Consider the following 23,472-nt stretch of genomic DNA (forward strand, 5'->3'; position numbering starts at 1 on the left):
GAAAGCGCGTCGAAATCGGGGAACTTGTCCGGCGAGTGGAACGAGAAGGTATTGAGGCGCGCGCTCAGCCAACCGATGCGAGCCGAAATCTCGTGCTCTCGATCCCGCCGCTGGCGGTATGCCTGGATCGCTAGGATCGTGCTCCGCGGGGTTTGCGACCAGAAGGCTTCCGCTTGCTGGCCGGTTTCGCACCACTGGCGGAAGACCTCGTCCCAGTCCCAGCCTCTGCCGCCCGGCGCTGCTGGCGATTGCCCGCCGGGGCTGACGCGTTTCCCGGCTCACCTTCCGGCAGGTCGGGCACGTCGAGGCCCTGCAGCGCCTCCAGGACGGCATCGAGCAGCTTCTTGCGCGCCTTGGGTCCGTGCTGCCCCATGGCGAGGTCCACCACGAATTTCTGCGTCATGTCGTGGTGGTTGACCTTGAGCGCGCCGAAGATCAGCGCAGCCAGATGCTTCACCATCGGAGGCCGCCTCGCCTCGATTGCTTCCTTGAGCTGCGGCGCCCATTCCATCAGCGATTTGCCGATGGCTTCTTCCGCCTCGAGGAACGCCATGTTGTCGACGGTGAGCCGATAGACGGAGCCGTCGAACTCGAACTCCGCCTCGCCGAAGAACTGTGCCGGGGTGCTCATCACGCCACGCTATCCGCGCGGGTGACCGGGCCCGGGCGGCCGACCAGCGTCGCCATCCGCTCGTTGTTGAGCTGTCCGTTATCCGGCTCGTAGCTCTTGAGGAAGATGACGCCGCTTTCGTCCTGGGTCGAGCCGTCTTCCTCGACCACCACCGCCTTGAAGGCGCGCTTTTCCTTGCTCGCCAGATGCTCCAGGATCAGCTGGTGGGTCGCGCTGTTCGGCTCGTGCTTCAGCGTCACCGTGATGTCCGGCCACTCGCCCATGGCAGGCGAGAATTCCTTGGTACCGCCGCTGTCCTGGTCGGAGGTTTCGACCTCGTCGACGCGCAGATGCGGACTGGTGACCGTTTTCACGCCCTTCAGCTTGGTGAGCGTGCCCTGATCGTCGGTAAGGTGGAACTCGATCCCACCGGTATTAACTACTCCATCGCCTTCGGCCATGTCGCTTCCTTTCGCTTCAGATTGTTGCCGTGATGTCCATGTCGAGTATGCGTCGGTAGACCCGCAGCTCGCCGATATTGTCGACCCCGCCCGGGCGGTCGCCGAAGACGTAGCCCGCGGCGAACCGCACGCCCTCAATCTCCGCGGCCGGCTTTGTCTGCAGCTCGGTCGCGAGCGCTTCCTTCAGCAGTATCCCCGGGTCGGCAGAGAGACTGAAGATCTCGAAGCGGAAGAGAGCCTGTCGCGTGCTGCTCACCCCGTCCTGGTCGTAGTTTCGACCGGGTGCGATCAGCGTAATCACGACGCTCGAGAATGCGCTCCGGTCGTTCGACTTTCGCTCGTCCAGGTCGATCGCCGGCTTTCCGCCGACCCGACCCGTGAGGTCGGCGATCGCCTGTGCCTCGCGAAGCCGTCTGCGCAGCGCGAAGTCGATGACACCCGGCATCTACAGCGCTCCGATCATGTCTTCGCCGAGGCGCTTGCCTAGCGCGGTGAAGATGAGGTCGATATTTCGATAGACCGCCGGCGTAAGGAATGGCTCGCCCGGCCAGTGGACCGTACCGAACTCGACGAAGTGCCCCCAGAACACCCCGTCGCCGCCCGCCTCGAGTACGCCGACCGAAACGCTCTGGCCCTCCGTCTCGCCGGTGAACTCTATGGTTGGCGCGACCAGAATGCTGTCGTGCAGCGCTCCCGATCGGACCGACACAAGCCGCCGGGCGTCCTCGGCGATCGGCTCCAGCGTCTCGGCCGCATGCTCGCCAATCCGCCGATCGTTGATCGGCCGCACGACGTCCGCCAGCTTGCGACGCGCTTCGTCCAGCCCGTCGAGCGACCAGTCGAGCATTTACTGTTTGGCAGCCTCGGTCTTCGCTGCCGCGGTCGCGCGCGGACGTTTCGGAGCGCTGTGGGCCTTCTTCGCGGTAGCCTTCTGCTCGCTCGCTTCTTCGTCGGCGATTTCCACGATGCCGGCGGCGATGTCCCCCGCCGGGCGCGGGTGAAGATAGATAGCGCCCTTCGCCTTTTTGAATTTCTCGCCGTGATCGTTCGAGTGCGCCCGGAGGGCCTTCACCATCACGTTGCGCGGATCCCGATCGTCGGTCTTTTTCACATCGGCCATGCTCAGGCTCTCCTTACAAGGGTTATGTCTCGGTGACGCCGACCCCACGGCACATTGCCGGCGACGTTCCAGGTTGCCTCGTCCAGCTCAGCGATGTGATCCGCGTTAATCGCGCGGGTCTTCTCGGTCGAAAGCACCCGGGCGGTGGCCGTTGCTTCGGCGCTATCGGCGCCAGCCTGGCGCCGCTCGCTGGCCTTGCCGTAGTTGACCGAAGCCATCGCGGTCGCGAACGGCTCGCCCGGATCAGGCACCATCTCGCCAGTCGGGCTCTCGGTCGGCTCGTTCGACCGAAAGACGATCTTCCGGTCTCGCGCGGCAGCTCCGTCCATCAATAGACCCGATAGTTTGAAAGATGGGCGAGGTTGGGAGCGCGATCGCCTTCGCGATGTTCGAACAGCGCGGCGACGATCTGCAGCACAGCCGTCCAGAGAGGCTTGGGCAGCGTTTCGTAGCCGACCGTCAGTCGAACCTCGATCGCGCCATCTTCCTGCCGAAGCGAACGTGGCCATGCACTGCCGACCGTGGGTCTGACCCCCCGGTCGAGCTTGGCGCCCGTCAATTCGTATTGGGCGGCATCGACCGTCGATTGAGAGCCTGCCGCGTCCTCGAACTTGAGATGCTCGATCTCGCTTACCGGCCCGATGGGAAGCTGCTCGAGATCGGACCAGTCGTCGCACCGGAGGAGGATCGATTGGCTCACCAGCCTGATCCCCAGTTCCTCCTCGACCCGCTCCCGGCCCGACGTGATCAGGCCGGTGAGCAGGGTGTCGAAACCGTCTTCATCAGCGCCGATCGAGAGGAACTCCTTCGCTTCGGAAAGCGAAACGGGCTCGTTGGCCGGCTCGGCGACGGTCTCGGGCGACGACCAGGCCATGGCTTACTTCGCGTCGCCCTTTTTCTTCGCCCGCTCCTCAGCCGCCTTCTTGGCTGCGGCTTCCTCGGCCGCTTCCGCCTTGGCGATCGCGTCGGCGACTTCCTTGGCGTCCTTGTCGCTGGTGGTGGTGGCAAAGCCCGCGCGGACGAGCCGCGCGGCTTCGTCGATGTCGCATTCGTGGGGATCGCCCTTGGTCAGGTTGGTCTTCGGACCGCCCATCCCGGTCAGCATGGTCAGTTTCATCGCGAGCTCCTCTGGTTGCACTCTTCGGAGAGCTCCGCGCGACGGGGGAACCACGCGGCGCTCACCGAAAAGCCGGGCGGAGCCGATGCCCCGCCCGGTCGATCAGGATCAGGCTGCGGCAAGTGCCAAGTGCTTCACCGCGGCCGTGTCCACGAGTTCGCCGTCGAAACGGTGCACACCGAGGATGCCGAGGTTCGGAGCGAAGCGCTCGCGCGCCACGATGGTGCGTACCGCACCCACCTTGCGAACGAAGTACTTGCTGTGGTCGCCGTAGATGATCGCCCGATTGCCAGCGGCGATCGGGGGAACGTCGTCGTTGACGCTGTAGGGGCTGCGCAGAAGCTGGTCGGGCTCACCCGAGCGAACATCGCCCATCTGCCACAGGTAGTTGCCCTGGCCGTCCTTCAGCTTCCGGATGACCTTCAGCGTGTCGTCCGAGAACTGCCAACGCGTCTTCGGGCTGCGGCGATAGGCCGCGTTCACCGAATGCTGCAAATCGATCAGCTCGTCGGCGGCGATTGCGCCGGTTGCCGCCGCCGTCACGCCTAGGCTCGATGCGGTAACGACTCCGTTGGGGGCACTGCCGCCCGCGCCGACCGTCAGCTGCTTGTTGCCATTACGGCCGAGACGTTCGCCCAGCAGCGATCCGAGCAGCTGTTCCATGGCGAAGATCGAATCCTCGTCCAGCTCGAACGACCACTTGATCCATTCGGTATCGTACGCGAACGCGTCGAGCGACTTCTCGCCGAAGGTGACATCCTTGCCGCCGTCGTCGGTGCCCTGGCTACCTTCGGCATGCGCTTCGGGCGTCACGCCCGTATCGTCGACGGTCGGGATCGTCATCTGGTTGCCGCTTGCCGTAGTGAACACGCGCGCGACGTCCTCGTCGAACATCGGCCCCCAGTCCTTCATCGCCTTGACGATCTCATTCATAAGTTCGGTCGGAACCGTATAGCCGCCATCGGCCGGCGTGCCGGCAGTCTGGACGCGTTGCTCGACGGATCGAAGCGCCTGGCGTTCTTCATTGCTCAATTCGGCGCCACAGACGAACTTGGCGAAGGCGGACCGATATTCACGCGCGCGGTCCTCGGAAGTGGGCGTGTCGCCACCATCGATGCCGGGCGCGCTGCCATCGCGGCCGTTGGGACGCATGCGCGAGCGACGCTCTTCCTCGGCGGTTTCGGCCTGCGCCACGCGCTCTTCGCGCGCGATCTTCTTGTCGAGCGCGTCGACCTTGGCCATCACCGCGTCGTGCCGCTCTTCGGCCTGCTGGATTTCGGTCTCGCTCGCATCGTCGGCGAGGCCGTCGAGGATCTGCCGGGCTTCCGCCACGAGCTCGCCCCGCTCCTGATAGTACTGCTGAAGGATCATCTGTCTCTCCTGGACATGAAAAAGCCCGCCGAAAGCGGGCATGTGAGGACGGGAGCGGGCCGCTTCCGTCGCCTCCGGCGTTCGCCGGGTATGGTTAGCGCAGCGTCAGAGCCTTCGCTCGACGTGGGCCTGTTTCATCCGCAGGCGTGCTGCAGCACCCGCCTTGTTGTGCTGTCGCCGCTCGTCGCGCGCCGCCTGCAGGCTACGCATGCCGACTTCGGTGTCCGGATAGGCCGGAAACGCGGTATAGGTGATCTCGTAGAGCTCGGCCTCGATGACCGTGCGCTTTGGAACATCGCCGCTTTCGTCCCACTCTTCCTTGATCGCACGGAAGCGGAAGCTCATGCCCTCGATATCGCCGCGCTCGAGCGATGTGGCGAGATCTCGACCGTCCTGTGTGTCGGGCAGGTCGTTTTCGAAGCCGAGACCTTTGTCGTCGTCCGAAAAGCGGAGGGTGTCGCGGCTTTTCCGGCCCATCGGGCGGCCGTCATCGTGACTGTGCAGCGCGACCACGTCTCGCTCCTTCAGCGATTTCGTGAACGCACCCTTGGCGAATCGTTCGATAAAGTACCCGCCGATATTGGTGTCGTTGTCGTAGAGGCAGGCGTAGCCCTTGGTCGTCTGGCCGCTTTCGCCATCGCCCTCCGCGCGCAGCTCCAGTCCACCAACGAAGGCTCGCCGCTCGCGCCCATCGCAGGGCGGGTTATTCTTCGGTGCCGGCGTCGTCATCCGCGCCTTCCTCCTCTTCCTCGTCGTTGGAGCTGGTCTGCGAACCCGTTTCGTCGAGCGGCGGGCCGCCATTGTGGCCCATCCCCGCATTCGTGAGGGGCACGGTCGCCTGCTGGACGTACAGCCGGTCTCCCCCGTCGGCTTTCGGTCGGCCCTCGAGCGCACGCGCTTCGTCGGGCGTCATCTGTGCCGTAAGAATGGACCGTGCCATCGCTTCGACCCGGCTTTTGAAATCGCCGCGCTGCAGGCCGTCCAGATTGTGCTTCACGCGCCGCTCGGGGTTGCGCCAACCGTAGAGCTTGAGGGTCAGCTGATCTTCGAACTGCTTGGCCCATTGCCCGACCAAGTGTTTGACCAGCTGGAGATCCTGCTGCTCGGTATTGCTGAAGGTCCCTTTCGAGAGATCTGCGAGGAAAACGGGCGGAAGCTGCCAGACGCGCGCGATCTCCTGAATCTGGAACAACCGAGCCTCGACCATCTGGCCCTTGCCCGGTTCGATCCCGATCGATTTGAGGGAGTGGCCCGGCGGAAGGCCGAAGAACGCCCGGTTCTCCTTCTTGGCCTGCTTGATCGCGCGGTCGATCGCCTCCTTCGCCCGGCGAAAGGCATCCTGGTTGCTCGGCTGCGGACCTTCGAGCGCGTAAGGTGGGACGCCTCCGCCGGCAAAGAAGCCGCCCGCGAAGTCCTGCATCGCAATGGCCAGACTGATCGCGAGGTTGCACTTCTCGATCGGCGAATAGCTGCCGAGCCGATCGCGCTTCGGCATGTAGCACGTGTCGATGACATCGGCGGCGGGGTATTCCCTGCCGTCGAATACGTAGACCACCCGTCCGCTTCGCCGCTTGATCTCCGTCAGAGCCGGATCCATCGGCCAGATTGCGATCGGGCGCTTGCCGGCGCGTTCGATCCAGCTCAGTCCCCGACCGCCGGTGAAGACCTGCTGCCAGTGATAGCGGCGCCAGTCGAAGCTGGTCTCACCCTCGTTCGGCGCGAAACTGAGCAGCTGGGCCGGACCATCATCGGCGCGGTCGCCGTTCTCCCCCGCGTCAAACGTATGCAGCGGCAGTGCCGCCATCGTTCGGGACAGGAACGCGACCGCGCAAAAGACTGCCGGGACCGAGAGCGCCGCCTCGATCGACACGCGCGGCAGGGCATTGTTGCGATCCATAATCCCGAAGAGCGACATGAGCGCCTCGGGATTTTCGGCCAGTGAATATTTCGGGTCTTCGATCGAGCGCTCTTCGGCGCGTCCCCCGCTCCAAAGGTCACGTGCGCGTGTCAGGAAGCCCATCAGTCGGACGCACCTTCATCGTCCGGCGTCATGCGGAAGTCCGGGTCATCGAACGGGGAGGCCATCTCGAATTCCTCCTCAGCGGTCATTGAGACGCCCAATGCCATCATCAGCGCCACCGGGTTGTCGATCTTGGCTTCCGAGCGCGGCTTGTTCGGAAAGACGTTGTCTTTCTTGTCGAGCTGGCCGGTGACGTTGTTGATCTGCCACTCCATCACCGGGCAGCCACCGTGCACGATCTGCTGTTCGCGCATCAGTGCGTCGAGTTCCTTCATAGGCGCCGACAGGTTCTGCACCGTCATCCGATACTCGACCATCGGCAGCCCCTCGGCCTGCATCCGCTGGATCAGCTGCGCGGCCTGCCATGGGTCCATCGGCACCGCTTCGACGTCGAACCGCTCCGCCGCGTCGCGAAGCGCGTCCTCGATCTCTTCGAAGTCGGTAACGTTGCCCTCGGTGACATCGAGCAGATCGGCCGCATCCCAGCCTTGATAGGCGGGGACATCTTCCACCCTGTCGCTCGGCAGGAAATACCGCCCAATCCGGATATATGGGTCCTCTGCAGTCGGCTTCTCGCCGATCGGAAGAAACAGGTATTCCAGCGCGGCAATATCGATCTTCGTCGCAAGGTCGCCAGCGATGATGCACCGCCGGCCCTGCAGCTCGGGAGCCGTCAGCGCTTCAGCGGGACGACGGGCGATCGTATCCCGAGAACACTTCCGCCAATGCTCGACATCGAACCATGCCGTCTTCGCCGCGACCCATAGATTGAGGTGCTTCGTCTTATAGACCGCGGCCTTGCGCGGACTTCGAATGGCGTCGCGCAGCCGCGACTGGAGGTATTCGTCGCCGACCGAGACGCCGTAGTTCGGATTTGCCTTGCGGAGCGTGTTCTCGCTTCGCCAGTCATCCTCTTCGTCGGCCGCGTACTCGACGAACAGCATGTCGTCGTCGAGTGGCGGACCGCCGTTGTGACCGATTCCCGCGAGGCGTTCCCGGCATTCGAGTATCTCGGCGTAGCATGGCCCGTCGAGCTTGTAGCCAGCCGTGGTGACGATCACCTGCAGGGGCTGGTCGCGGGCGCCCATGCCGGTGAGCATCGTGTCGACTTGCCGGTCGTCGTCGTGCTCGTGGTACTCGTCGGTGATCGCGCAGCTCGGCGACTGGCCATCGCCAGGGTCGCCCGTGATCATCTCGAACTTGGATGCGTCCGCCGGCCTGACAAGTGCCTTGGCGAGCACCTCGACCCCGAACGCGCTGGTGAGCTGAGGCGTCTTCAGCGCCATCAGACGTGCGGGGGTAAAAACCTCCTTCGCCTGTTTCTCGGTTGTCGCGCCCGAATAGACCTCGGCCCCCGCCTCGCCGTCGAGGCAGAGCATGTAGAGCCCGATACCGGCAGCCAGCGCTGACTTGCCGTTCTTGCGCGGGACGACCAGCAGCAGACGTCGGAAGCGTCTGAGTCCGGTGCTCTTGTGGAGCCACCCGAAGGTGACCACCAGTATCCAGATCTGCCACGGTTCGAGGACCAACCGTGCCCGTTGGCTCGCCCACTTGCCCTTCGTGTGCGGTAGGCACTCGATGAAGGCGCAAACCTTCGCCGCCTTCTTCGGATCGAACCTGTAGGGAAAGTCCTTGCGCCGATGGCGCTTCAGCTCATCGAGAAACCGCTCGCACTGGAGCCGGATCGACTTGCCCGCCGGCTGCTTGCCCGAGACGACGTCGCGCGCATATTGCCGGGCGATCGCCGCGTAATCGCGTGTCTCCACATAAAGTCCTCAGAGCTCGGCGAGGATCGCGAACGGGTTCTCTTCTGGCTTCTGGCCTTCCCCCAGCCTCAAGGCCGTCGCCGGCGTGATCATCAGTTCGCCGAGCAGTGAATGCGCATGCCGCATCGCATCGGCGAGCATTTGCACCTCCGGCCGCTTTCGGATCATGAAACCGTGCTGCGTCTTCGCTTCGTAGGTGTCGCCTTCGCATTCCAGTACCGCCTGCCAGCGCTGGATCTGCTCGAGGCGCTGGGCGAGCAGCGCGACGACGTCGGTGTAGTGCGGTGACGCCCTGCCCTGCTGTTCGAGGATTTGCGCGATCGAACCGAACAACAGCTGACCGAGATCCGACGAGAGGTAGGAGGGCGCGACCATCGATCCCGGAACCGCCGGCGGCGGCGCTTCAGCGCCGCGATCCTTGCGATCCGTTCCTCTCAATCTCTTAGCCGCTGGATCGTCCCGCTTGCGCCCCGCCCCAGGGCGCCTGCCGCCACTACCCATCGAGCCTCCCCGACCGAACTCGACCGGCCACTTTTATAGTTTTGAATTCGACCGCGTGAAAATCCGCCGAGAGCGGCGGTGTCCGGCGAGGAAGGCCGAAGAGATCGACCCTCCCCCCCTCTATGAGCCGAAGAACGAAGCTCTCAGCTCGCTCAATCGCCGGGCAATCCATCGATCGCTCGGCTTGCCTTCGGATCGCTCCCGCTTCGACTTCTCGTCGTGGCAGGGATCGCAGATGCCCTGCTTGTTCCAGCGCTCATCGCACTTCGACCATTCGAGCGGCACGATATGATCGACGATCGTCGCGCGGACATGCTTGCCTTCCTCGAGGCACGGTCGGCAGAACGGTTCCTCCGCCAAGACCTCGGCGCGATCACGCTGGCCTGCTCGACCGCGCTTGCGAGGATCCTTCCAGTTATCGGGCCGCCGCCAGGGTTGCCGTGGTTTCCAGCCTGGAGGCCGGAAGAGTGGCGGCCGCGTCGGCACGCCTCAGCCCCGCGTCTGCCTTTGCTCGGCGCGCTTGATGAAGAACACGTCCTTACCGGGCACGATCGACAGGCCCAGCTCTTTCAGCGCGCCGGCCTTGGCCCCACCGAGTTCCTTGAGCACCGCCGCCTTGTCGAGCGACACAGTCACGCGCAGCAGCTTCTTCAGCATGCGCGATCGCTTCATCTGCTCGATGAGCTTTCCATCATCCTCGGGCGCCTGCAGGCTAGCCCGGCTCTTCTGGTCGCCGATCAGGCACCCGCCCAGCTCGATGGACTTGGCCTTGGGCTTGGCGCCTAGCGCCTGCTCCCGTCCGTTCTTACCCCACCAGCTGCCGACCTTGGCGGCGATCGCCTCGCGTTCTTCGATCAGCGGCGCGATCTCCTCGTCGGCCGCTGCATTGGCCTTGGCGATTGCATCGTTGCGCACAGCATCGGCCACGCCGATCGCGGTCTCGAGCTCGGCAAAGCGCTCTGCGAGCTTCGTGGCAGATTCAATCGTGCGCGGTTCGCGAATGGCAGTCATTCTTCCGCCAGCATCAGGATTTCGGCGTGAACGATCAGCGCCGGCATGCCTCGAACGTGCTCCACCGCCTTGATCGCAGCATCGGCGACGATCTGGCCCGGGATATTGAACTCGTGGTCTTCCAACCGTGCGATGAAGCCCTCGCCCGCCTGGACGGCATCTGCGCCTTCGAAGTCGAGCGTGATCGCGTGCTGCGTCCCGCTGAAGGTGATGCTGGCCCAGGGTCGCGCGCTGTGTGCGGTAATCTCGCCCTGCTGATCGGTGAGAAGCATCAGCGCGTCGGCGAGCTTCTCACGACGCTTGAGCGTGCAGGAGGTGGCTTCGCAGAAGCTTCCGGTCATCTGCACTCGCCGGACTTCCGGCCAGGCCCGAAGATCATATCGAGCTGGGCCTGAGCGACCCGGCCGTTCATCACCTCGGTGTGAAGCTGTGCAAGATAGCGGCGGGACACGGTGACCGGCTCTTCGCTCGTGGCATCGGCCTGCTGAGCGAGCTCCTCTAGGTCAATCATCGCTCGCCCCGGAAGGCGCGGCGAATGCCGGCGCCGATAGCGTTGCCCCGCTCCTCGAGCTGGTCGAAGTGTGTGGGGTTTCGGATGCCGGCGGTCACTTCGCCCAGCACCTCGTCCAGCTGCGCCTGCGCCTCGGTGAGCTGCTGCTCGAGGCTCGGCTTGGTTTGCTGTGTCAGGCCATGCGGCATCGGCGCTCGGCTCCTTCGGGCATGAAAAAGGCCCGCTCGCGCGCTCTGAAGAGCGATCGCGGCGGGCCTTCTCAGGGGGATCGGGAAGCGAATGAGCCGGGTAAGACGCAATTCGCCCGGGGTCGATTTGGCCGATCAGCGTATCGTTTGGGAGGGTCTAATCTGTAATCGGCTGAAATTTGCCGGTCAGAAGAGGCCGGCTTGCGCGGCCACCAGGTCCGCCTCGCTAATGTTCTCGCGCGCTTCTCGACAATGTCGCGGCCACGCCTGCAGTGCGTCGAGCAGCAGCTTCTTGGCCCGCACTGGGCCGACATGGAACCGCCCGGCCGCAGTGCGCCAGCTGACGTCCTGGACGATCATCGCGAGGACTAGCTGCGCCTCCGAAAGATCCTTGCGCCAGCTCGTATAGGCGATCTCGGCCCGGACCGCCCCCAGCGCTTCAAGCGATGCGCCCTGCCCGCTGCGGCTCTGGTCGACCCGCGTCTCGAGGCTGAAGGTGCCGATCGTCACGTCGCGCGCCAGCTTCTCGGCCACGGCGCGGATCTCCTGACTCCATGCGAGCTCGTCTGCGCTCACGTGCCCCAGTTCGAACATCCGCGCCAGCGCGCCCTGCTGGACGCTGCGAGCCTTCTGCGCGGTCTCGGGCGTTCCGGCATCGAAATGCGGATCACGATCGGCCGCCGCACGCCGGCGCTGCCGACGATCCTTCCGGAAGGCGCTTTCCTCGGCCGCACGTCGCGGATGGCGGGCGCGGTAATCACCATCCACCTTGCGACGATGGCTAGCCTGCTCGGCCGCTCTCTTCGCCGCCTGTCCTTTTGCCCGTCCCACGCTCGCCTTGCTCCTGATCGCTGTCGACCTCCGGAACATAGTCGAGCGTCGCCGGCGGCAGCAGTGGCGGATCTGTAATCGGCTGCGTGATCGTGCGCGACCCTTGATCGACGCGGAAGCCGAGGCCCTCCAGCGCGCGGATGGCAGCGTCGCGTTCGGACGGCAGGGCAAGGCTGCGGGGGCGCTCGCCCTGCAGCAGCAGCCTGTCCCGCACGAGCGATTTCACGGCAACCTTCACCTGGTTCCGGCTGCTATCGAGTCCGCCAGCGATCTCGCCGTAGCTCGGAGACGCGCCGTTCTCACGGAGATAGGCGCGAACAAAATCGAGCACCAGCAACCTGAAGCTCGCCATCGCGGGCGTCAGCTTGCGCCGCGGCCGTTCCTCTATCCGGGTGGGCTGATGCCCCATCCGCGCCTCCCTCCTCGCTGGAACATATAGCGAAAATCAGCGGATAGGGAAGGTTTGGTCGCCCGACCGAGGCGGAGACACCCTCCGCCCCGATCGCGCAAAGGCGCGGGATTGCGCGATCAAAACCCGGTCAAATCTGCCGATACCCCCGATTGCAGGCGCGATACCCCCGCGAGCATTCCGGTGGCATCACCGATATGGGCGCTGGATCAGCCGAAGAAACCGAGCCTTTGGGCGATGATCGCAAGTCCGCTAATCACCCCGACCGTCGTAGCCAACGAGGAAACGATAAAACCCTTGCTCGGCAGATGCGCAACGCGCTCCGTGAGTGTAGCCAGCTCCTTCTCAATACCGCCTATCCGATCGCTTTGACGATCGAGCTTGTCGCCGAGCTTGTCGAACTGACCTTCGAGCCGGGTAACGCGCTGTTCCACTTGGCCTCCCTCTCCGCCACCGCCCCCGCTGCGCGCTTCGATCTGCTCGCGAAGGCCGGCGACATCGCGTTCCACAGCATGAATCCGGTTGAGACTTTGGTCAATCGCCATCGTCGAACCCCTTCAGGGCCGTGCCCATCCTGGCATATTCGGGAAGCATATCGGCAACCGCGTCTGCAATATCCCTAAGCTGCTCTTCGTTGTCCTCGTTTTGCTCGACGGTTCGGACGAGCAATCTGAGGACCCGGACATTCATTTTTATCTGATCGCCAAGCAACTTGGTCAGCGCTTTTGCCGCATCGTCGTCCATGTCGCCCTCTAGAACTTTGTCTCGGGAAAGCCGCTGAACGGCGCCGGGCTGCATTTCGCTTCAGCGAGTTCCACGAATTGCCCGTCCCCAATCCTGCTTCGCAACCGCGAGTATCGACCATCACGGCGTGCGACGAGCTCCATTGTATCGACATCACCGTTGTCTGAGTCATCGAGGATGATCTGCTCAAACGACACGCTGTCGATCGGCTTCACCCGTTCACAGTCATCCGCGCAAAATTCACGCGTGATCAGGTCGATAGAAAGAACCGTACTAAACGGCTTTTTCGGAGCCGTCAGCCTTTCGCGAATACTGGTCTCCTGCCGCTGAACCGTCCCTTCGCAGATTAGATCGAACTGGTCGTTCGCTTGCGTTGCCGCCGAAAGCAGAAAACCCGTCGCGCCCGCCAAAATCCACTTCATAAACTCCCCTTCAATTCAGCTTAGCGAGCTTGGCCAATAGCTTGCGACATTCCTTGATCTGTTTTTCGTCGCCTGCGGCCTCAGCCTCAGCCAAAAGCTTTTCGCTATCCTCTCTCATCCGCGCGACTGACGTGGCCCATTCCTGCCCCAGCGCCTCGCGATCAAGCGGCTTGGGGTCGCCCACCATCGGAATTCGTCCAGCCATCAACTATCCTCCATCTCCTCGAGACTTCCACCCCACTCGGCCGCTCAGATATCGATCTCTCGCCAGTTGCTGATCCGACCGAGTGCAAAGCGGCACGCTTCCTTCCGGTTCAGGCAATAGCCTTCGATTTCGCGCCCATCGCTGGACCAGTTCCCGACCGTTCGCTTGCTCGAAAGACCGTGCTCGTCCTCGTAGTCGAACCGAACGAGGTCTCCCGTTTGACCAGCCCGAAACCGCAGGCGCTTGGACATGGCACCCCGCCACCCCTTCTTCTCTGCTTCGGCGCTCGCAGGGGCCTCCAATTGTTTTGTTTCCGGTATCGGCGATTTCTCCGAAGCCGACTTCTGCGATCGGTTGCGCCATACTTCGCCGCCCTTTCGGAACATCGCATCAGCAGCGCCTCGAGCGACTTTCTGGGTGCGCTCATCGCGCGCCAGGCGCTCGGCCGCCGCGAGGAGAACAGGTAACGGTATTGCCATCGTCCAATCCCTAGATCGTGCTCATAACCGCGAGAACTTCCCAACCACGCGACCGATCAGGTGCAGCTCGCCATCGGCAGCGCGATCCTCGGGCACGTTCGCGTTGTCGGACAGCAGCGTCACCGTGTCGCCGCGCACGCGCAGCCGCTTGATCATGCCGATCTCGCCGATCGCGCACGCCCAGATCCGGTCGTCGATATTCAGGTTGTTCTGCCCGCGATCGATCAGCACAAGGTCGCTCGGCCCGATCGTCGGCGCCATGCTGTCGCCCACGCCTTCGGCGATCATCAGCTGGCCCGGATCGGCCTTGGTGAAATTGCGCAGGAACGACAGCGGGAATTCTTCCATCCGCGAATCGGGATGCTCGGAAAGGAAAGTCCCGCCCATCCCATAGGCGAGATCGACCATCGCCACTTCGACCATATTTTCGCGCGGAGCGCCCGGCAGCGGTGCGTCAGCTTCGGGATCGTCGGTTTCGCCTTCCAGGTAGGCGACGCTCGTTTCGAGTTCGCGCGCGATCTTTGTGATGTGGCGCGAGCCTGTCTTGCCCTTGTTGATAAGGTGCCAGATCGAGTGCTGGGAAACTCCTACTCGGCGGGCGAGCTCAGACTGGCTCAACCCTTTCGCCGCGAGCAGCTCCTCGATTCTCACGCCTACGCCCATTGGCCCTATCTACACACAAAACTGTAGGCGCGGCCGACACATTTATATATTGACGTGTTAAACGCGTATGTGTAGCTCTTCGAATCATGACGGACACAATCTCTCTCGCCCCGCATCGCAAAGGCCCCCGCGATGTCACCGCCTGAAGCTCTCGCCCACGCCGTCGATCTAATCGGCGGACAGTCCGCTATGGGCCGCCTGATCGGCGTGTCGCAGGCGTCGGTCTGGCGCTGGGTCGATCTCAAGAAGCATCTTCCGGCCGAGCATGTCCTGAAGGTGGAGGAAGCCACTGGTGTCTCCCGCCACGACCTTCGCCCCGATCTCTACCCGCGCGAGGATGCGTCGGCCGAAACTGGCTCGGACAATTCCTCCGAAGGGATCGCGGCATGATAGGCTTGATCATCGCCTGCGACCATGCCGAAGCGCGCGATCCGCGTCTGCTGGGATCGGCGACAGCGGCTCCAGCACCTCGACAAGACCTGACTACTGTCCCGGGGCGTCACGGCCCCCCGCCCCGCCTGCTTCGCAACCTCCCCGGGCTACTGGCTGGGCCCGCGTGCGAACAGCCGGGCAAATGCGCGATCAGTCCACCTCCCGCGCAGGCCGCAGCTTCTTCAGAAGGGGGCCGGCGATGAAGGTCCGCGCGCCCCTCACTACCGATCAGGCGCTGGCCCGGATCGTCGGCCAGCTGCCCCAAGGCTACAAGGACGCCGAGAAGGCGACCAACCGATCGGAAAGCTACTTGCGCGCCTGCGGCGACCCTGATCGGCGCGAGCGGCTCTGCTTCGACGATGCGATCGCCCTCGACATTGCTTTCCAGGCGGCGGGTGGCGAAGGCTCGCCCCTGGCCGAACACTTCCTCCTGCGCGTCGAAATGGGCCAGCTCGCCCGCTTCGCGCATCGCTTCGGCCTGCTCGAGAAGACCGAGCAGGTCGTGCGCGAAAGCGGCGAGGCCAGCGCGGCCCTGATCCGCGCCTGCCAGCCCGGCGCCGGGCCGCTCGAGCAGCGAGAGGCGTTCCGCGAGCTGGTCGAGGCGGTCGAGGCCATGAAGCCTGTTATCGCCGCGCTCGATCCCGACAATCCCCTCCACGCCGTGGACGAGAACGAGGCGCGCGCGCCGCCCTGATCGCCGCGGCTAGCCCTCCGTAAATCCCCGTACCGCCCCGTAGCTCGCCGGACCCGCTTCCGGACGCGCCCTCCCTTTGTCCGAAGGAATAGCCCCGTGTCGAAACCAACTCTGCCCCCCGACCACAGCCCAGGCCGCTATATGCGATCCTGCCGACAGCGCGCCGAGCTCTCGATCGCTCAGGTCGCCGCGAAGATCTCCGCGAACGGAGAGCATCGCTACACCGCGCGCAATCTCCGCGCGCTCGAGCAGGATCAGCCCGGCGATTACGCCCAACTGATCGACACGCTCCATGCCCACCAGCCCTTCGCCTTCGATCGGGCGATCCTTCTGGGCCGCATGGCGAGCACGGCGGATCCCGCGTTCGACGATCTGCCGACGAGGATCGCGGCATGACTGTGGCGCTAGCCGGAAGGCATCGCTGCGACGGCTGCAATTCGACCGGCCGCGTCGCCAACACCTTCACCAACGGTGTCGGGTGGCGTCGCCTGTGCGATCCCTGCGCGGACGCCCCGATCGCTCTTCCGCAAGTGCGGCGCCCGCGGGCGCTGCCCCGGCAAGCGGGGACCGCGCGATGACCGCCCGCCTGCTCGCCTTCGCCGAGAATGCGATCGCATTCCTCGCCACCTTCGTCGGTGTTTTCCTCGTCCTCCACGGGATCGAGCGCTTCGCCCACGGCCTCGCCATGAACGGAGCCCTGTGATGACCACCCCCCCCCAGCGACAAGAAGCCATGACCGCACCGAGCAAGACAATCGCTCGTGCAGCGGAACGCTACCGCCAACGCTTGGCGAAGGGCGACTTCATCGTCCGCGATTCTGCCGGGCAAATGTTTTGGCAGAACACCGGCCGCCCCGCCGCCGCAAGGACGGTGCGCTTCATGCTCGACAGCAACCAGCTCTTCGAGCGCGACACCGACATCTTCGGCGATTTCGCCCACGGACAAACCATCGGAAAGGAGCTTTGTGATGGCTGAGGCCACCGATGATCGCTTGCGCCTGCTGATCGAACGGATCGAGCGGCTCGAGGAAGAGAAGAAGGGCATCGCGGACGATATCCGCGACGTCTACGCCGAGGCGAAGGCCGTCGGCTACGATCCCAAGATCATGCGCTCCGTCGTGCGCTTGCGCGCGATGAAGCCAGATGATCGCTCCGAAATGGAGACGATCCTCGAAACCTACAAAGCGGCGCTAGGGCTCGGCTGATGCTGGCGCTTGCACATCCCCTCGTGCGCGCCGAAGGCGTCGCCTGGCCTCTCGAGACTTTCCTCGACACGCACGGGTTCGAGCGACGACCGGACGTCTACGAATGCCGACATCGCTACGAAGGGCAGGTCGAGATCGTCGACGAGCGCTTCGAGCTTCGGCGCGAGGTCGAGGCGCGCCACGTGGACTGGCATACGGTCATCGCGGTTAAGGCGGGCTCGCGGGTCTGCGAAGGCTGCGGGCGCTCGTTCGATCCCGATGTCGATCCGATCTACGCCACTCGCCTCGTCTATAACGTAGCGGGCCGCCTGCTCCGCAACGAGTGCACGGTCTACACAGTCAATTCGTTCCAGGCCGACAACTGCGAAGACTGTCGCGACCACGGCGACTGGAACTTCTACTGATGGCCTGCCAGCACGTTTCCCTCCCCGGCAGCGGCTCGGCCATCGTGTGCGGTCGCACGAACCGCCAGCGCTGCGCCTGCGGCGCGCCGGCCACGCTGCTGTGCGACTGGAAGGTCCGGCGCAAACGCTCGGGCACCTGCGATCGCCCGATCTGCGCCGACTGCTCCATCAGCCCAGCACCCGAAAAGGATCTGTGCCCCGAGCACGCGGCCCGCTTTGTGGAATGGCAGACCATGCGGAGGCCGGTCTGATGATTGCGCTTCGTCTCTTCCGCTGCCGGCGGGGCTGCAAGCCCCCTGCCTCCAGCATCCAGCCGATGGACCGGCGCGAAGAGCGCGATCTGGCGGAGCTGCGTGCTCGCCGCGCGGCAGCGCGCGCCTCGACCTTCGATCATGGCGCGATGTGCCGCTTCGCCCAGGACACGCTCCTACGCTTTCACCAGATCCCGCCCGAGAACGACGTTGAGCGCACGCTGATGGTTGCCGTCGGCCGCGTCTATTCCGCTGGCCTGACCGGTCCCGCCCAGGACGACCGGATCGCGCTCGTCCTTTGGTGGTGCGCGCTGATCGAAGCGGAGTGTGGCGAGTGAACGCCCCGGAAGCTCTCGGCATCGACCTCGCGTCGGGCGCCAGCCTGTCTGCCGTGCAGATCATGCGCGGGGCCGAGGTCGCTGCGACGCTATTCCTGGGCGATGCTTACACCATCCGCCCGACGCTTCGATGGATGGACGCCGACGTTATGGATCCTCCTTACGTAATCCGAACTGCCGGCGGCGGGCGTTTTCGCAAAGAGCGCAGGAGCATGGACGAGGTCGCCGAAGCGGGGATCGATAAGGGTTTCGACCTGTCGATCATCAACCCCCTTCAATGCGGCGCAGTGGTGAGCTTCTGCCACAACGATCAGCTGGCCAAGCTCTTGCATCACGTCGATGGGCAGTTCGATCGCTACGCGGTCTGCGCATGGGTGAAGGCCAACCCCATGCCGGTCGCGAACAAGCATTATCGGCCCGACGCGGAGCCCTATGTCCATGCTTGGAACGTAGGGTACCACCCTCAAGGCGAATTGATCGACAAACGTCGATTCATCGTCGCGCGCGCCTGCCGCGTTACGAAGAAACGCTTCGGTCATCCCACTATCAAGCCAACCACGGTCATGGACAAGATCATGGCCAACGTCGCAGGCGAAACCATCTGCGATCCCTTCATGGGCACCGGCTCGACCGGCGTCGCTGCGGTCAAGGCGGGCAAGCGCTTCTACGGTATAGAGCGCGATCCAAGGTGGTTCGAAGCCGCCGTCACTCGCATCTCCGAAGCCGTAGACGAAGGCGCGCGCCTCTGATGCCCGTCCGCTGGTCGCCATCGGAAATCGAGATCCTGCGCGAGCATTATCCTACGCTCGGCGCAGACTGCGTGCGCCACCTTCCCGGCCGCTCGGCAAAGTCGATCCACCAGAAGGCGTTCAAGCTCGATATCGGGTGCGGCAAGATGGTCGATGCGCCCCGGCCGAAACTCGCGGGCGCGGATCTCGAAGATGCGATCCGCCTGCGCGAGGAAGAGAACTGGTCCTTTGCTCGCATCGGCGCGAAGTTTGGCGTGGCAGAGGCAAGCGCCTGCAACGCGGTCCTCATCGCGCTGTGTCCGCGCAAGGGCTTCACTCCAGCCCAGCGCGACGAACACGGCAACCTCACCTTCGAAGGACGCGAGCGGGTCCGCCTAGCGCTGCGAAAGGGGCTGAAGGGCGTCGACATCCAGTTGCGCCTGGGCGTGTCCGCCAGCTGCGTCGCCGAGCAGCGACGTCGATACCGGGACAATCTCGAAGCGCGCGGAAAGGCGCCGTTGCCGCAGCCGGGTGGGGGCGAGGACTATTCCGGCCGAAAGCTGCCGCGCGCAAAGGTGCGCGAGGTCGAGGGATTGCTTCTCGATGGCTTCGGCACGGCCCGCGCCTCGGCGCAGGCCGGGGTGGAGATCAGCAGCTGCAAGCGGATCCGCAACCGCCTGATCCGCCGCCTCGCACGGAAGGGCGAAACACTGCCCGGTTGCGACCGCCACGGACGCCGTATCGAGGTGAAGGACAGCGCAGCCCACGTCCATCCGGCCCAGGTCACAGCCTTCCGCGGGCTTCTGCTCGATCGGGTGCCGGTGCGCAGCGCAGCGTACCAGGCCGCGATCGGTACCTGCAGCGCGTACGAACTCCGCGATCAGCTGCGCGACGAAATGATGGCCCAGGGGTTCGCGCTGCCCCGGCCAGACCTCCAACGCGCTGTGCGCGGGGCTGCCCGGCAAGACCCCACTTGGCCCCCGCGTGGGCTGACCGGCTACGCTGCTTTCCGCGATCTCCTACGCTCGATGCCGTTCGAAGCCGCGCGCGAGAAGTGGCGCGCCAGCCGACGCGCGGAAATCGCCGCCGAAGCGCGCGGCCCCAAGACATTCGAGGAACAGCTCGCCCGCATCCAGCGCGGCGAGATCGGCCTCGCCCCGTCCCTCAACCGCCCACACCTCGCGCCCCTCATCGGAGAGCTCGCATGAACGCGCCACAGATCTCGTTCGCCCACCCCGTCGACTGGCCGATCGGCCGCAAGAAGGAGGGCGGCCATAAGCAGGCCCTCTGGAAAAGCGGCGGGTCTCGGCTGAATTTCGACCAGGCGGTTGCGCGCCTTGGCGAGCAGGTCGGCGCGATCACCAAGCCGGGCCAGCAATGGAGAGCGACCGAGCTTACGCTCTCGACCAATTTCGAGCTGCGCGCTGACGGCCGCCCGCGCCGCGATCGTCGCCGACCGCTCGACCAGGCGGTGGCCTTTTTCTTCGAGCTCGATGGCGAGCCTCACGCACTGGCCTGTGATCGGTTCGATCGGATCGAGGACAACATTGCCGCGATCGCGGCGCACATCGAAGCGCTGCGCGGACAGGAGCGCTGGGGCGTCGCCGACATGAAGCAGGCTTTCGCCGGGCACATTGCACTGCCCGCGCCCGAGCAATGGTGGCAAGTTCTCGGCGTCAGCCAGCACGCAACCGCAGACGAGATCGATCGCGCCTATCGCGCGAAGGCGAAGGACGCCCACCCCGACCGGGAGGGTGGCAGCCAGGCGGCGATGGCGCGCCTCAATCAGGCGCGCGAGGAAGGCAAGCGGCGATGAAACGAACTCTCAGTCGCGAGGAAGTGCAGGAGCGCGCCGAAGACCGCTGGTTCTCGATGGCCGACCTTGCAGACGAGCTGACACTGCACCGCGCTTCGATCTACCGAATCATCGAACGCGGAGAACTGCCCGAAGGCACGAAGATCTTCGGCAACCGAAAGGTCTGGTTCGAGCGTGACGTGCGCGCGCTCAAGCGGGAGCTTTGCTCTCAAGCCGCATGAACGCGGGGCCACCATGGGGGCCTCGAAATTCCAAGAACCGAAAAAACTCAATAAAGTGAGCAACTAATGACTGCGCGCCATATCCTGCCACCCCAGCCATATAGCCTTAAAAGAAGCATATGCGTTATCGGCCGGCGATGCCGAAGGCTGGGCGCAGCGATATTTCCAACGCCTGCCGTATGGTGCCAATCACGATGTCGGAATGGTTCTCGGCGAAACTCAGTCCCAAGCTTCCGTGGCCGGAGATCGTTTGCTGAGCGCCGAAGAAGAAGGCGTGGATATGCCCGACCTCTAGTGTCTCGAGAGCTACGCAGACTTCTCCCCGTTCGCACATATAGCCTTGATCTATCGCAAGCTCGGCATGGGCGGCATCGTGATTGACAAAATCTGGCGCTTGCCTGCCAATGGATCTGTAGGCCTCGGGAGCGCACATCTTGGACTGGACAAGCGAAGGCGAAAGTCGGCCCGGATTTGCGGCTGGGCGGATTTTGCCGCTTTATCTGCTTCTCGGCTTTTCGGCCGGCCTACCCTTCTTCATGTTCAACGCCGTCCTGCTGTTGCGGCTGGCGCGGCACGGCGTTGATATCGTCACCATCGGCTATTTCGCCTGGGTGGCATTGTTGCCGACTTTCAAGTTCCTCTGGTCGCCACTGCTCGATCGATTCTCGGTGCCGGGCTTTTCGCGGTTCTGGGGCAAGCGGCGCGGCTGGATCATGCTGTCCCAGCTCGGCATTTTTGCAAGCATGGTGGGCATGGCTTTCACCAGCGCCGACACCCACTTGCCACTCGTCGCATTGTTCGCGATCCTGCTCGCCTTCTGGACCACGACGCTGGAAGTCGCCGCCGATGGCTGGCGTATCGAGCTTGCGCCGACCCAGGAATCGCAGGCGCCGATCGTGGCGGCCAATCTGTGGGGCTATCGCAGCGCGATGGTGGCGGCGGGCAGTGGCGCGGTGCTTATCGCTGCGCGCGCGGACTGGACGTTTGCCTATCTCGCGATCGCTCTGGCCGCTTTCGCGCCCTTTCCGGTCCTCGCCCTGACGCGCCGCGAGCCCGGAACCGATGGTGGTCGCGGTGCAGCGCTTCTGAACGGCGTGGCGATCGGAACAGTGATCCTCACTGCATCCTGTGCGATCGTCGCCATCCCCGGCTGGATGGCCCTCACCATGCTGGCCGGTGCGGGCATCGATTCCGATACGAACCTGACGCCCGCGGTGATCGCAATCGCTCTTGCTCCCTTCGCGCTGCTCGCCATTGCCCTGCCGCGGATCAAACGACTGCCGAGCGATGCGGCCCTTCTGCGCTCGACGACCCTCGGCCCCTTCGTCGATATCTTCTGGCGCTACGGTTTCGCCACGCTGGTCGTGCTCGGCTTCGTCTCGCTTTACCGGGTGGGAGACGTGCTCGCGCTCACCCTGTCCCATCCGATGTGGGACGCGCGTGGCTATTCGCTAGACCAGATCGGGATTGCCGATGGCGCGGTCGCTCTGCCTGCGAGCATGGTGGGTGTGGCGCTGGGCAGCTGGATGGCGGCGAAATGGCGCCTGTCATGGGCGCTCGCGGCGGGCGCACTGGTCGCCGCGCTGGGGAATTGGGTGTATGTCTGGTTGTGGTTGCGGCCGGCCGACGGCTGGGTGCTCTACACCAGCGTGGCTGTCGATCAGTTTGGCAATGGGCTCGCGGGCGCGGTCTTCGTGGTGTATCTCTCCATGCTGGTCAATCCGCGTTTCCCGGCGGCGCAATACGCCTTTCTCTCCGGCTTCGCCTTTCTGCTCGCACGATTGCTGGCGGGCGCATCGGGAGAAATGCAGCAGGCGATCGGCTATGACGGCTTCTTCATCCTGACCGGCGCGGCCAGTATCGCCGCGATCGTCTTTCTTCCCTTTCTCGCGCGCATCCGATCGCGAGGAAACAGCGCCGGGCCCCAGGAGGCCGCATGATCGATATAGAACGCGCGTTCGCCCCCGCTCGCCGCATGATCGAGGAAGGGCGTATGCCCTGCGCGGCCCTGGGCATCATCGCCCGGGATGGTACCAGCGCGGTATCCTACCACGGGGATGCGACGATAGAGCCGGACCACGAGGAACTGACGCGAGAGCACTGGTTCGATCTCGCATCGGTATCGAAGGTCATCGGCACCACCACGATGGTTCTCAAACTGGCCGAGGAAGGACGGCTCGATCTCGACGCACCGCTGACGAGCGCGATACCCGATCTGCGCCAATACGATGTCGAACACGCGTCCGAGCGGCGGATTACCTTCCGTCAGTGCCTCGCCCATCAGACCTTTCTGCCTGCGGTCTTCCCGATCTATACCTATGGCGACGATCCGCTGCGAATGCGCGCCTTCGTGCTCCAGCGCCAATGGACGCACGGCGCACCGGTCTATTCCGATATCAATTTCATCCTGCTCGGGATCGCGGTCGAGCGGATTACCGGCAAGCCGCTGTCCGGCTGGCCGCTCGGCAAGGGCCTCTCCTACGGCCCGCCGCCCGGCCCGGCGGTCGCAACCGAATTCTGTACCTGGCGCAATCGCATGCTGAAGGGAGAGGTGCATGACGAGAACGCCGCAGCCCTTGGTGGCGCGCCGGGCCACGCGGGCCTCTTCGGCACGGTAGACGGCGTGCTTGGGTTCGCGCGCGCCTTGATGGCAGGCGAGGTGCTGTCGCCTGCCTCGATGCGGCTCATCCGAACGTCGCAATTCCATCACCGGACGCATGGATGGGAGCTGCCTTATGGTGGCTGGTCCGGGGGAGAAGCCTGTTCGCGCACCACGATCGGACACACAGGATTTACGGGAACCGGGTTGTGGGTGGATTTCGAGCGCGGGATGGCGTGGACGCTCCTTACCAATCGCGTCCATCCGACACGCCATCGCGACCGCGCGATCTACGAATTGCGGCCCGAGATCGGTCGCAGCGTCATCGAAGCCTGGGAAGCCGCGAATTAGAGTGC

42 protein-coding genes are annotated in these 23,472 nt (G+C 64.4%); 15 read left to right on the forward strand and 27 right to left on the reverse strand.

Annotated features, from left to right (window positions below):
• Nucleotides 1-130: 130 nt before the first annotated feature.
• The 26 genes from DL238_RS14920 to DL238_RS15035 all read right to left on the reverse strand — a co-directional run bounded on the left by DL238_RS14920 (nt 131) and on the right by DL238_RS15035 (nt 14,417).
• On the reverse strand, nt 131-631 hold the full coding sequence (locus tag DL238_RS14920) for a hypothetical protein (RefSeq protein WP_115493225.1): 501 nt from the start codon (nt 629-631) through the stop codon (nt 131-133).
• Complete coding sequence (locus DL238_RS14925; RefSeq protein ID WP_115493226.1) at nt 631-1,071, reverse strand: phage tail protein; 441 nt, start codon at nt 1,069-1,071, stop codon at nt 631-633. Before DL238_RS14925 ends, DL238_RS14920 begins: the two co-directional genes overlap by 1 nt.
• Before the next feature lie 16 nt (nt 1,072-1,087).
• Nucleotides 1,088-1,516 carry a hypothetical protein gene (locus DL238_RS14930; RefSeq protein ID WP_115493227.1) on the reverse strand — a complete coding sequence of 143 codons (429 nt, stop codon included), beginning with the start codon at nt 1,514-1,516 and terminating at the stop codon, nt 1,088-1,090.
• Nucleotides 1,517-1,918, reverse strand: coding sequence for an HK97-gp10 family putative phage morphogenesis protein (locus DL238_RS14935; protein ID WP_115493228.1), 402 nt, complete (start codon nt 1,916-1,918; stop codon nt 1,517-1,519).
• On the reverse strand, nt 1,919-2,191 hold the full coding sequence (locus DL238_RS14940) for a hypothetical protein (RefSeq protein ID WP_115493229.1): 273 nt from the start codon (nt 2,189-2,191) through the stop codon (nt 1,919-1,921).
• 2 nt (nt 2,192-2,193) lie between these two features.
• Nucleotides 2,194-2,520 carry a phage head completion protein gene (locus DL238_RS14945; RefSeq protein WP_115493230.1) on the reverse strand — a complete coding sequence of 109 codons (327 nt, stop codon included), beginning with the start codon at nt 2,518-2,520 and terminating at the stop codon, nt 2,194-2,196.
• Nucleotides 2,520-3,065: a head-tail connector protein gene (locus tag DL238_RS14950; RefSeq protein WP_115493231.1), complete on the reverse strand. Its 546-nt coding sequence runs from the start codon at nt 3,063-3,065 to the stop codon at nt 2,520-2,522. The genes DL238_RS14945 and DL238_RS14950 overlap by 1 nt, the downstream gene beginning before the upstream one ends.
• A 3-nt stretch (nt 3,066-3,068) precedes the next feature.
• Nucleotides 3,069-3,308, reverse strand: a complete 240-nt coding sequence (locus DL238_RS14955; RefSeq protein ID WP_115493232.1) for a hypothetical protein — start codon at nt 3,306-3,308, stop codon at nt 3,069-3,071.
• Nucleotides 3,309-3,416: 108 nt separating this feature from the next.
• Nucleotides 3,417-4,679 (reverse strand): phage major capsid protein, encoded by a 1,263-nt coding sequence (locus DL238_RS14960; RefSeq protein WP_115493233.1) that lies wholly within the window; start codon nt 4,677-4,679, stop codon nt 3,417-3,419.
• Between the two features lie 105 nt (nt 4,680-4,784).
• The gene (locus DL238_RS14965) at nt 4,785-5,408 is read right to left on the reverse strand and encodes an HK97 family phage prohead protease (protein WP_115493234.1); all 624 of its coding nucleotides are present in this window, start codon (nt 5,406-5,408) and stop codon (nt 4,785-4,787) included.
• Nucleotides 5,383-6,699 (reverse strand): phage portal protein, encoded by a 1,317-nt coding sequence (locus DL238_RS14970; protein ID WP_115493235.1) that lies wholly within the window; start codon nt 6,697-6,699, stop codon nt 5,383-5,385. Before DL238_RS14970 ends, DL238_RS14965 begins: the two co-directional genes overlap by 26 nt.
• Nucleotides 6,699-8,465: a terminase large subunit gene (locus tag DL238_RS14975; RefSeq protein ID WP_115493236.1), complete on the reverse strand. Its 1,767-nt coding sequence runs from the start codon at nt 8,463-8,465 to the stop codon at nt 6,699-6,701. The genes DL238_RS14970 and DL238_RS14975 overlap by 1 nt, the downstream gene beginning before the upstream one ends.
• A gap of 9 nt (nt 8,466-8,474) precedes the next feature.
• Entirely contained in the window at nt 8,475-8,966 is a 492-nt protein-coding gene (locus DL238_RS14980) for a P27 family phage terminase small subunit (RefSeq protein WP_115493237.1), read from the reverse strand.
• Between the two features lie 120 nt (nt 8,967-9,086).
• Entirely contained in the window at nt 9,087-9,326 is a 240-nt protein-coding gene (locus tag DL238_RS14985) for an HNH endonuclease signature motif containing protein (RefSeq protein ID WP_181883974.1), read from the reverse strand.
• A gap of 129 nt (nt 9,327-9,455) precedes the next feature.
• On the reverse strand, nt 9,456-9,977 hold the full coding sequence (locus tag DL238_RS14990; RefSeq protein WP_115493239.1) for a host-nuclease inhibitor Gam family protein: 522 nt from the start codon (nt 9,975-9,977) through the stop codon (nt 9,456-9,458).
• Entirely contained in the window at nt 9,974-10,318 is a 345-nt protein-coding gene (locus DL238_RS14995) for a hypothetical protein (RefSeq protein ID WP_234031130.1), read from the reverse strand. Before DL238_RS14995 ends, DL238_RS14990 begins: the two co-directional genes overlap by 4 nt.
• Nucleotides 10,315-10,488: a hypothetical protein gene (locus tag DL238_RS16210; protein ID WP_181883975.1), complete on the reverse strand. Its 174-nt coding sequence runs from the start codon at nt 10,486-10,488 to the stop codon at nt 10,315-10,317. Before DL238_RS16210 ends, DL238_RS14995 begins: the two co-directional genes overlap by 4 nt.
• Nucleotides 10,485-10,676, reverse strand: a complete 192-nt coding sequence (locus tag DL238_RS15000; protein ID WP_115493240.1) for a hypothetical protein — start codon at nt 10,674-10,676, stop codon at nt 10,485-10,487. The genes DL238_RS16210 and DL238_RS15000 overlap by 4 nt, the downstream gene beginning before the upstream one ends.
• 186 nt (nt 10,677-10,862) lie before the next feature.
• Nucleotides 10,863-11,507, reverse strand: a complete 645-nt coding sequence (locus DL238_RS15005; protein ID WP_181883976.1) for a hypothetical protein — start codon at nt 11,505-11,507, stop codon at nt 10,863-10,865.
• Nucleotides 11,458-11,916, reverse strand: a complete 459-nt coding sequence (locus DL238_RS15010) for a LexA family transcriptional regulator (RefSeq protein WP_115493242.1) — start codon at nt 11,914-11,916, stop codon at nt 11,458-11,460. Before DL238_RS15010 ends, DL238_RS15005 begins: the two co-directional genes overlap by 50 nt.
• 209 nt (nt 11,917-12,125) lie before the next feature.
• Nucleotides 12,126-12,461 carry a hypothetical protein gene (locus DL238_RS15015; protein WP_115493243.1) on the reverse strand — a complete coding sequence of 112 codons (336 nt, stop codon included), beginning with the start codon at nt 12,459-12,461 and terminating at the stop codon, nt 12,126-12,128.
• The gene (locus tag DL238_RS15020) at nt 12,451-12,660 is read right to left on the reverse strand and encodes a hypothetical protein (RefSeq protein WP_115493244.1); all 210 of its coding nucleotides are present in this window, start codon (nt 12,658-12,660) and stop codon (nt 12,451-12,453) included. The genes DL238_RS15015 and DL238_RS15020 overlap by 11 nt, the downstream gene beginning before the upstream one ends.
• An 8-nt stretch (nt 12,661-12,668) precedes the next feature.
• Nucleotides 12,669-13,082 (reverse strand): hypothetical protein, encoded by a 414-nt coding sequence (locus DL238_RS15025; RefSeq protein WP_115493245.1) that lies wholly within the window; start codon nt 13,080-13,082, stop codon nt 12,669-12,671.
• Between the two features lie 10 nt (nt 13,083-13,092).
• Entirely contained in the window at nt 13,093-13,287 is a 195-nt protein-coding gene (locus tag DL238_RS15950; protein WP_147291029.1) for a hypothetical protein, read from the reverse strand.
• Between the two features lie 44 nt (nt 13,288-13,331).
• Nucleotides 13,332-13,766, reverse strand: coding sequence for a hypothetical protein (locus DL238_RS15030; protein ID WP_115493246.1), 435 nt, complete (start codon nt 13,764-13,766; stop codon nt 13,332-13,334).
• 21 nt (nt 13,767-13,787) lie between these two features.
• A complete protein-coding gene (locus DL238_RS15035) occupies nt 13,788-14,417 on the reverse strand; it encodes an XRE family transcriptional regulator (protein ID WP_181883977.1) in 630 nt (209 codons plus the stop codon).
• A gap of 144 nt (nt 14,418-14,561) precedes the next feature.
• Between DL238_RS15035 and DL238_RS15040 the strand changes: the two genes are divergently transcribed.
• From DL238_RS15040 to DL238_RS15095, 13 genes are all read left to right on the forward strand, one after another.
• Nucleotides 14,562-14,819 (forward strand): transcriptional regulator, encoded by a 258-nt coding sequence (locus DL238_RS15040; RefSeq protein ID WP_115493248.1) that lies wholly within the window; start codon nt 14,562-14,564, stop codon nt 14,817-14,819.
• A gap of 241 nt (nt 14,820-15,060) precedes the next feature.
• Nucleotides 15,061-15,555 (forward strand): hypothetical protein, encoded by a 495-nt coding sequence (locus DL238_RS15045; protein ID WP_147291030.1) that lies wholly within the window; start codon nt 15,061-15,063, stop codon nt 15,553-15,555.
• Between the two features lie 96 nt (nt 15,556-15,651).
• The gene (locus DL238_RS15050; protein WP_147291031.1) at nt 15,652-15,951 is read left to right on the forward strand and encodes a RodZ family helix-turn-helix domain-containing protein; all 300 of its coding nucleotides are present in this window, start codon (nt 15,652-15,654) and stop codon (nt 15,949-15,951) included.
• A gap of 178 nt (nt 15,952-16,129) precedes the next feature.
• Complete coding sequence (locus tag DL238_RS16525) at nt 16,130-16,258, forward strand: hypothetical protein (protein ID WP_267897147.1); 129 nt, start codon at nt 16,130-16,132, stop codon at nt 16,256-16,258.
• Nucleotides 16,258-16,530, forward strand: a complete 273-nt coding sequence (locus tag DL238_RS15055; protein WP_147291032.1) for a hypothetical protein — start codon at nt 16,258-16,260, stop codon at nt 16,528-16,530. Before DL238_RS16525 ends, DL238_RS15055 begins: the two co-directional genes overlap by 1 nt.
• The gene (locus DL238_RS15060) at nt 16,523-16,759 is read left to right on the forward strand and encodes a DUF2312 domain-containing protein (RefSeq protein WP_115493252.1); all 237 of its coding nucleotides are present in this window, start codon (nt 16,523-16,525) and stop codon (nt 16,757-16,759) included. The genes DL238_RS15055 and DL238_RS15060 overlap by 8 nt, the downstream gene beginning before the upstream one ends.
• Complete coding sequence (locus DL238_RS15065) at nt 16,759-17,163, forward strand: hypothetical protein (protein WP_115493253.1); 405 nt, start codon at nt 16,759-16,761, stop codon at nt 17,161-17,163. Before DL238_RS15060 ends, DL238_RS15065 begins: the two co-directional genes overlap by 1 nt.
• A complete protein-coding gene (locus DL238_RS15070) occupies nt 17,163-17,414 on the forward strand; it encodes a hypothetical protein (protein WP_115493254.1) in 252 nt (83 codons plus the stop codon). The genes DL238_RS15065 and DL238_RS15070 overlap by 1 nt, the downstream gene beginning before the upstream one ends.
• Nucleotides 17,414-17,752 carry a hypothetical protein gene (locus DL238_RS15075; protein ID WP_115493255.1) on the forward strand — a complete coding sequence of 113 codons (339 nt, stop codon included), beginning with the start codon at nt 17,414-17,416 and terminating at the stop codon, nt 17,750-17,752. The genes DL238_RS15070 and DL238_RS15075 overlap by 1 nt, the downstream gene beginning before the upstream one ends.
• On the forward strand, nt 17,749-18,501 hold the full coding sequence (locus DL238_RS15080) for a DNA methyltransferase (RefSeq protein ID WP_234031131.1): 753 nt from the start codon (nt 17,749-17,751) through the stop codon (nt 18,499-18,501). The genes DL238_RS15075 and DL238_RS15080 overlap by 4 nt, the downstream gene beginning before the upstream one ends.
• Nucleotides 18,501-19,688 (forward strand): SANT/Myb-like DNA-binding domain-containing protein, encoded by a 1,188-nt coding sequence (locus tag DL238_RS15085; protein ID WP_115493256.1) that lies wholly within the window; start codon nt 18,501-18,503, stop codon nt 19,686-19,688. The genes DL238_RS15080 and DL238_RS15085 overlap by 1 nt, the downstream gene beginning before the upstream one ends.
• Nucleotides 19,685-20,296 (forward strand): J domain-containing protein, encoded by a 612-nt coding sequence (locus tag DL238_RS15090; RefSeq protein ID WP_115493257.1) that lies wholly within the window; start codon nt 19,685-19,687, stop codon nt 20,294-20,296. Before DL238_RS15085 ends, DL238_RS15090 begins: the two co-directional genes overlap by 4 nt.
• Entirely contained in the window at nt 20,293-20,517 is a 225-nt protein-coding gene (locus DL238_RS15095; protein ID WP_147291033.1) for a helix-turn-helix transcriptional regulator, read from the forward strand. Before DL238_RS15090 ends, DL238_RS15095 begins: the two co-directional genes overlap by 4 nt.
• A gap of 124 nt (nt 20,518-20,641) precedes the next feature.
• Here DL238_RS15095 and DL238_RS15100 read toward each other — a convergent pair whose 3' ends face one another.
• Nucleotides 20,642-20,950 (reverse strand): hypothetical protein, encoded by a 309-nt coding sequence (locus DL238_RS15100; protein WP_115493259.1) that lies wholly within the window; start codon nt 20,948-20,950, stop codon nt 20,642-20,644.
• Between the two features lie 103 nt (nt 20,951-21,053).
• Here DL238_RS15100 and DL238_RS15105 point away from each other — a divergent pair, with 103 nt between their 5' ends.
• Together DL238_RS15105 and DL238_RS15110 are read left to right on the forward strand one after the other, a co-directional pair.
• Nucleotides 21,054-22,457, forward strand: coding sequence for an MFS transporter (locus DL238_RS15105; RefSeq protein WP_115493402.1), 1,404 nt, complete (start codon nt 21,054-21,056; stop codon nt 22,455-22,457).
• Nucleotides 22,454-23,467 (forward strand): serine hydrolase domain-containing protein, encoded by a 1,014-nt coding sequence (locus DL238_RS15110; protein WP_115493260.1) that lies wholly within the window; start codon nt 22,454-22,456, stop codon nt 23,465-23,467. Before DL238_RS15105 ends, DL238_RS15110 begins: the two co-directional genes overlap by 4 nt.
• Nucleotides 23,468-23,472: the final 5 nt, after the last annotated feature.

Source organism: Alteriqipengyuania lutimaris, from assembly GCF_003363135.1.
Taxonomy (GTDB): domain Bacteria; phylum Pseudomonadota; class Alphaproteobacteria; order Sphingomonadales; family Sphingomonadaceae; genus Alteriqipengyuania; species Alteriqipengyuania lutimaris.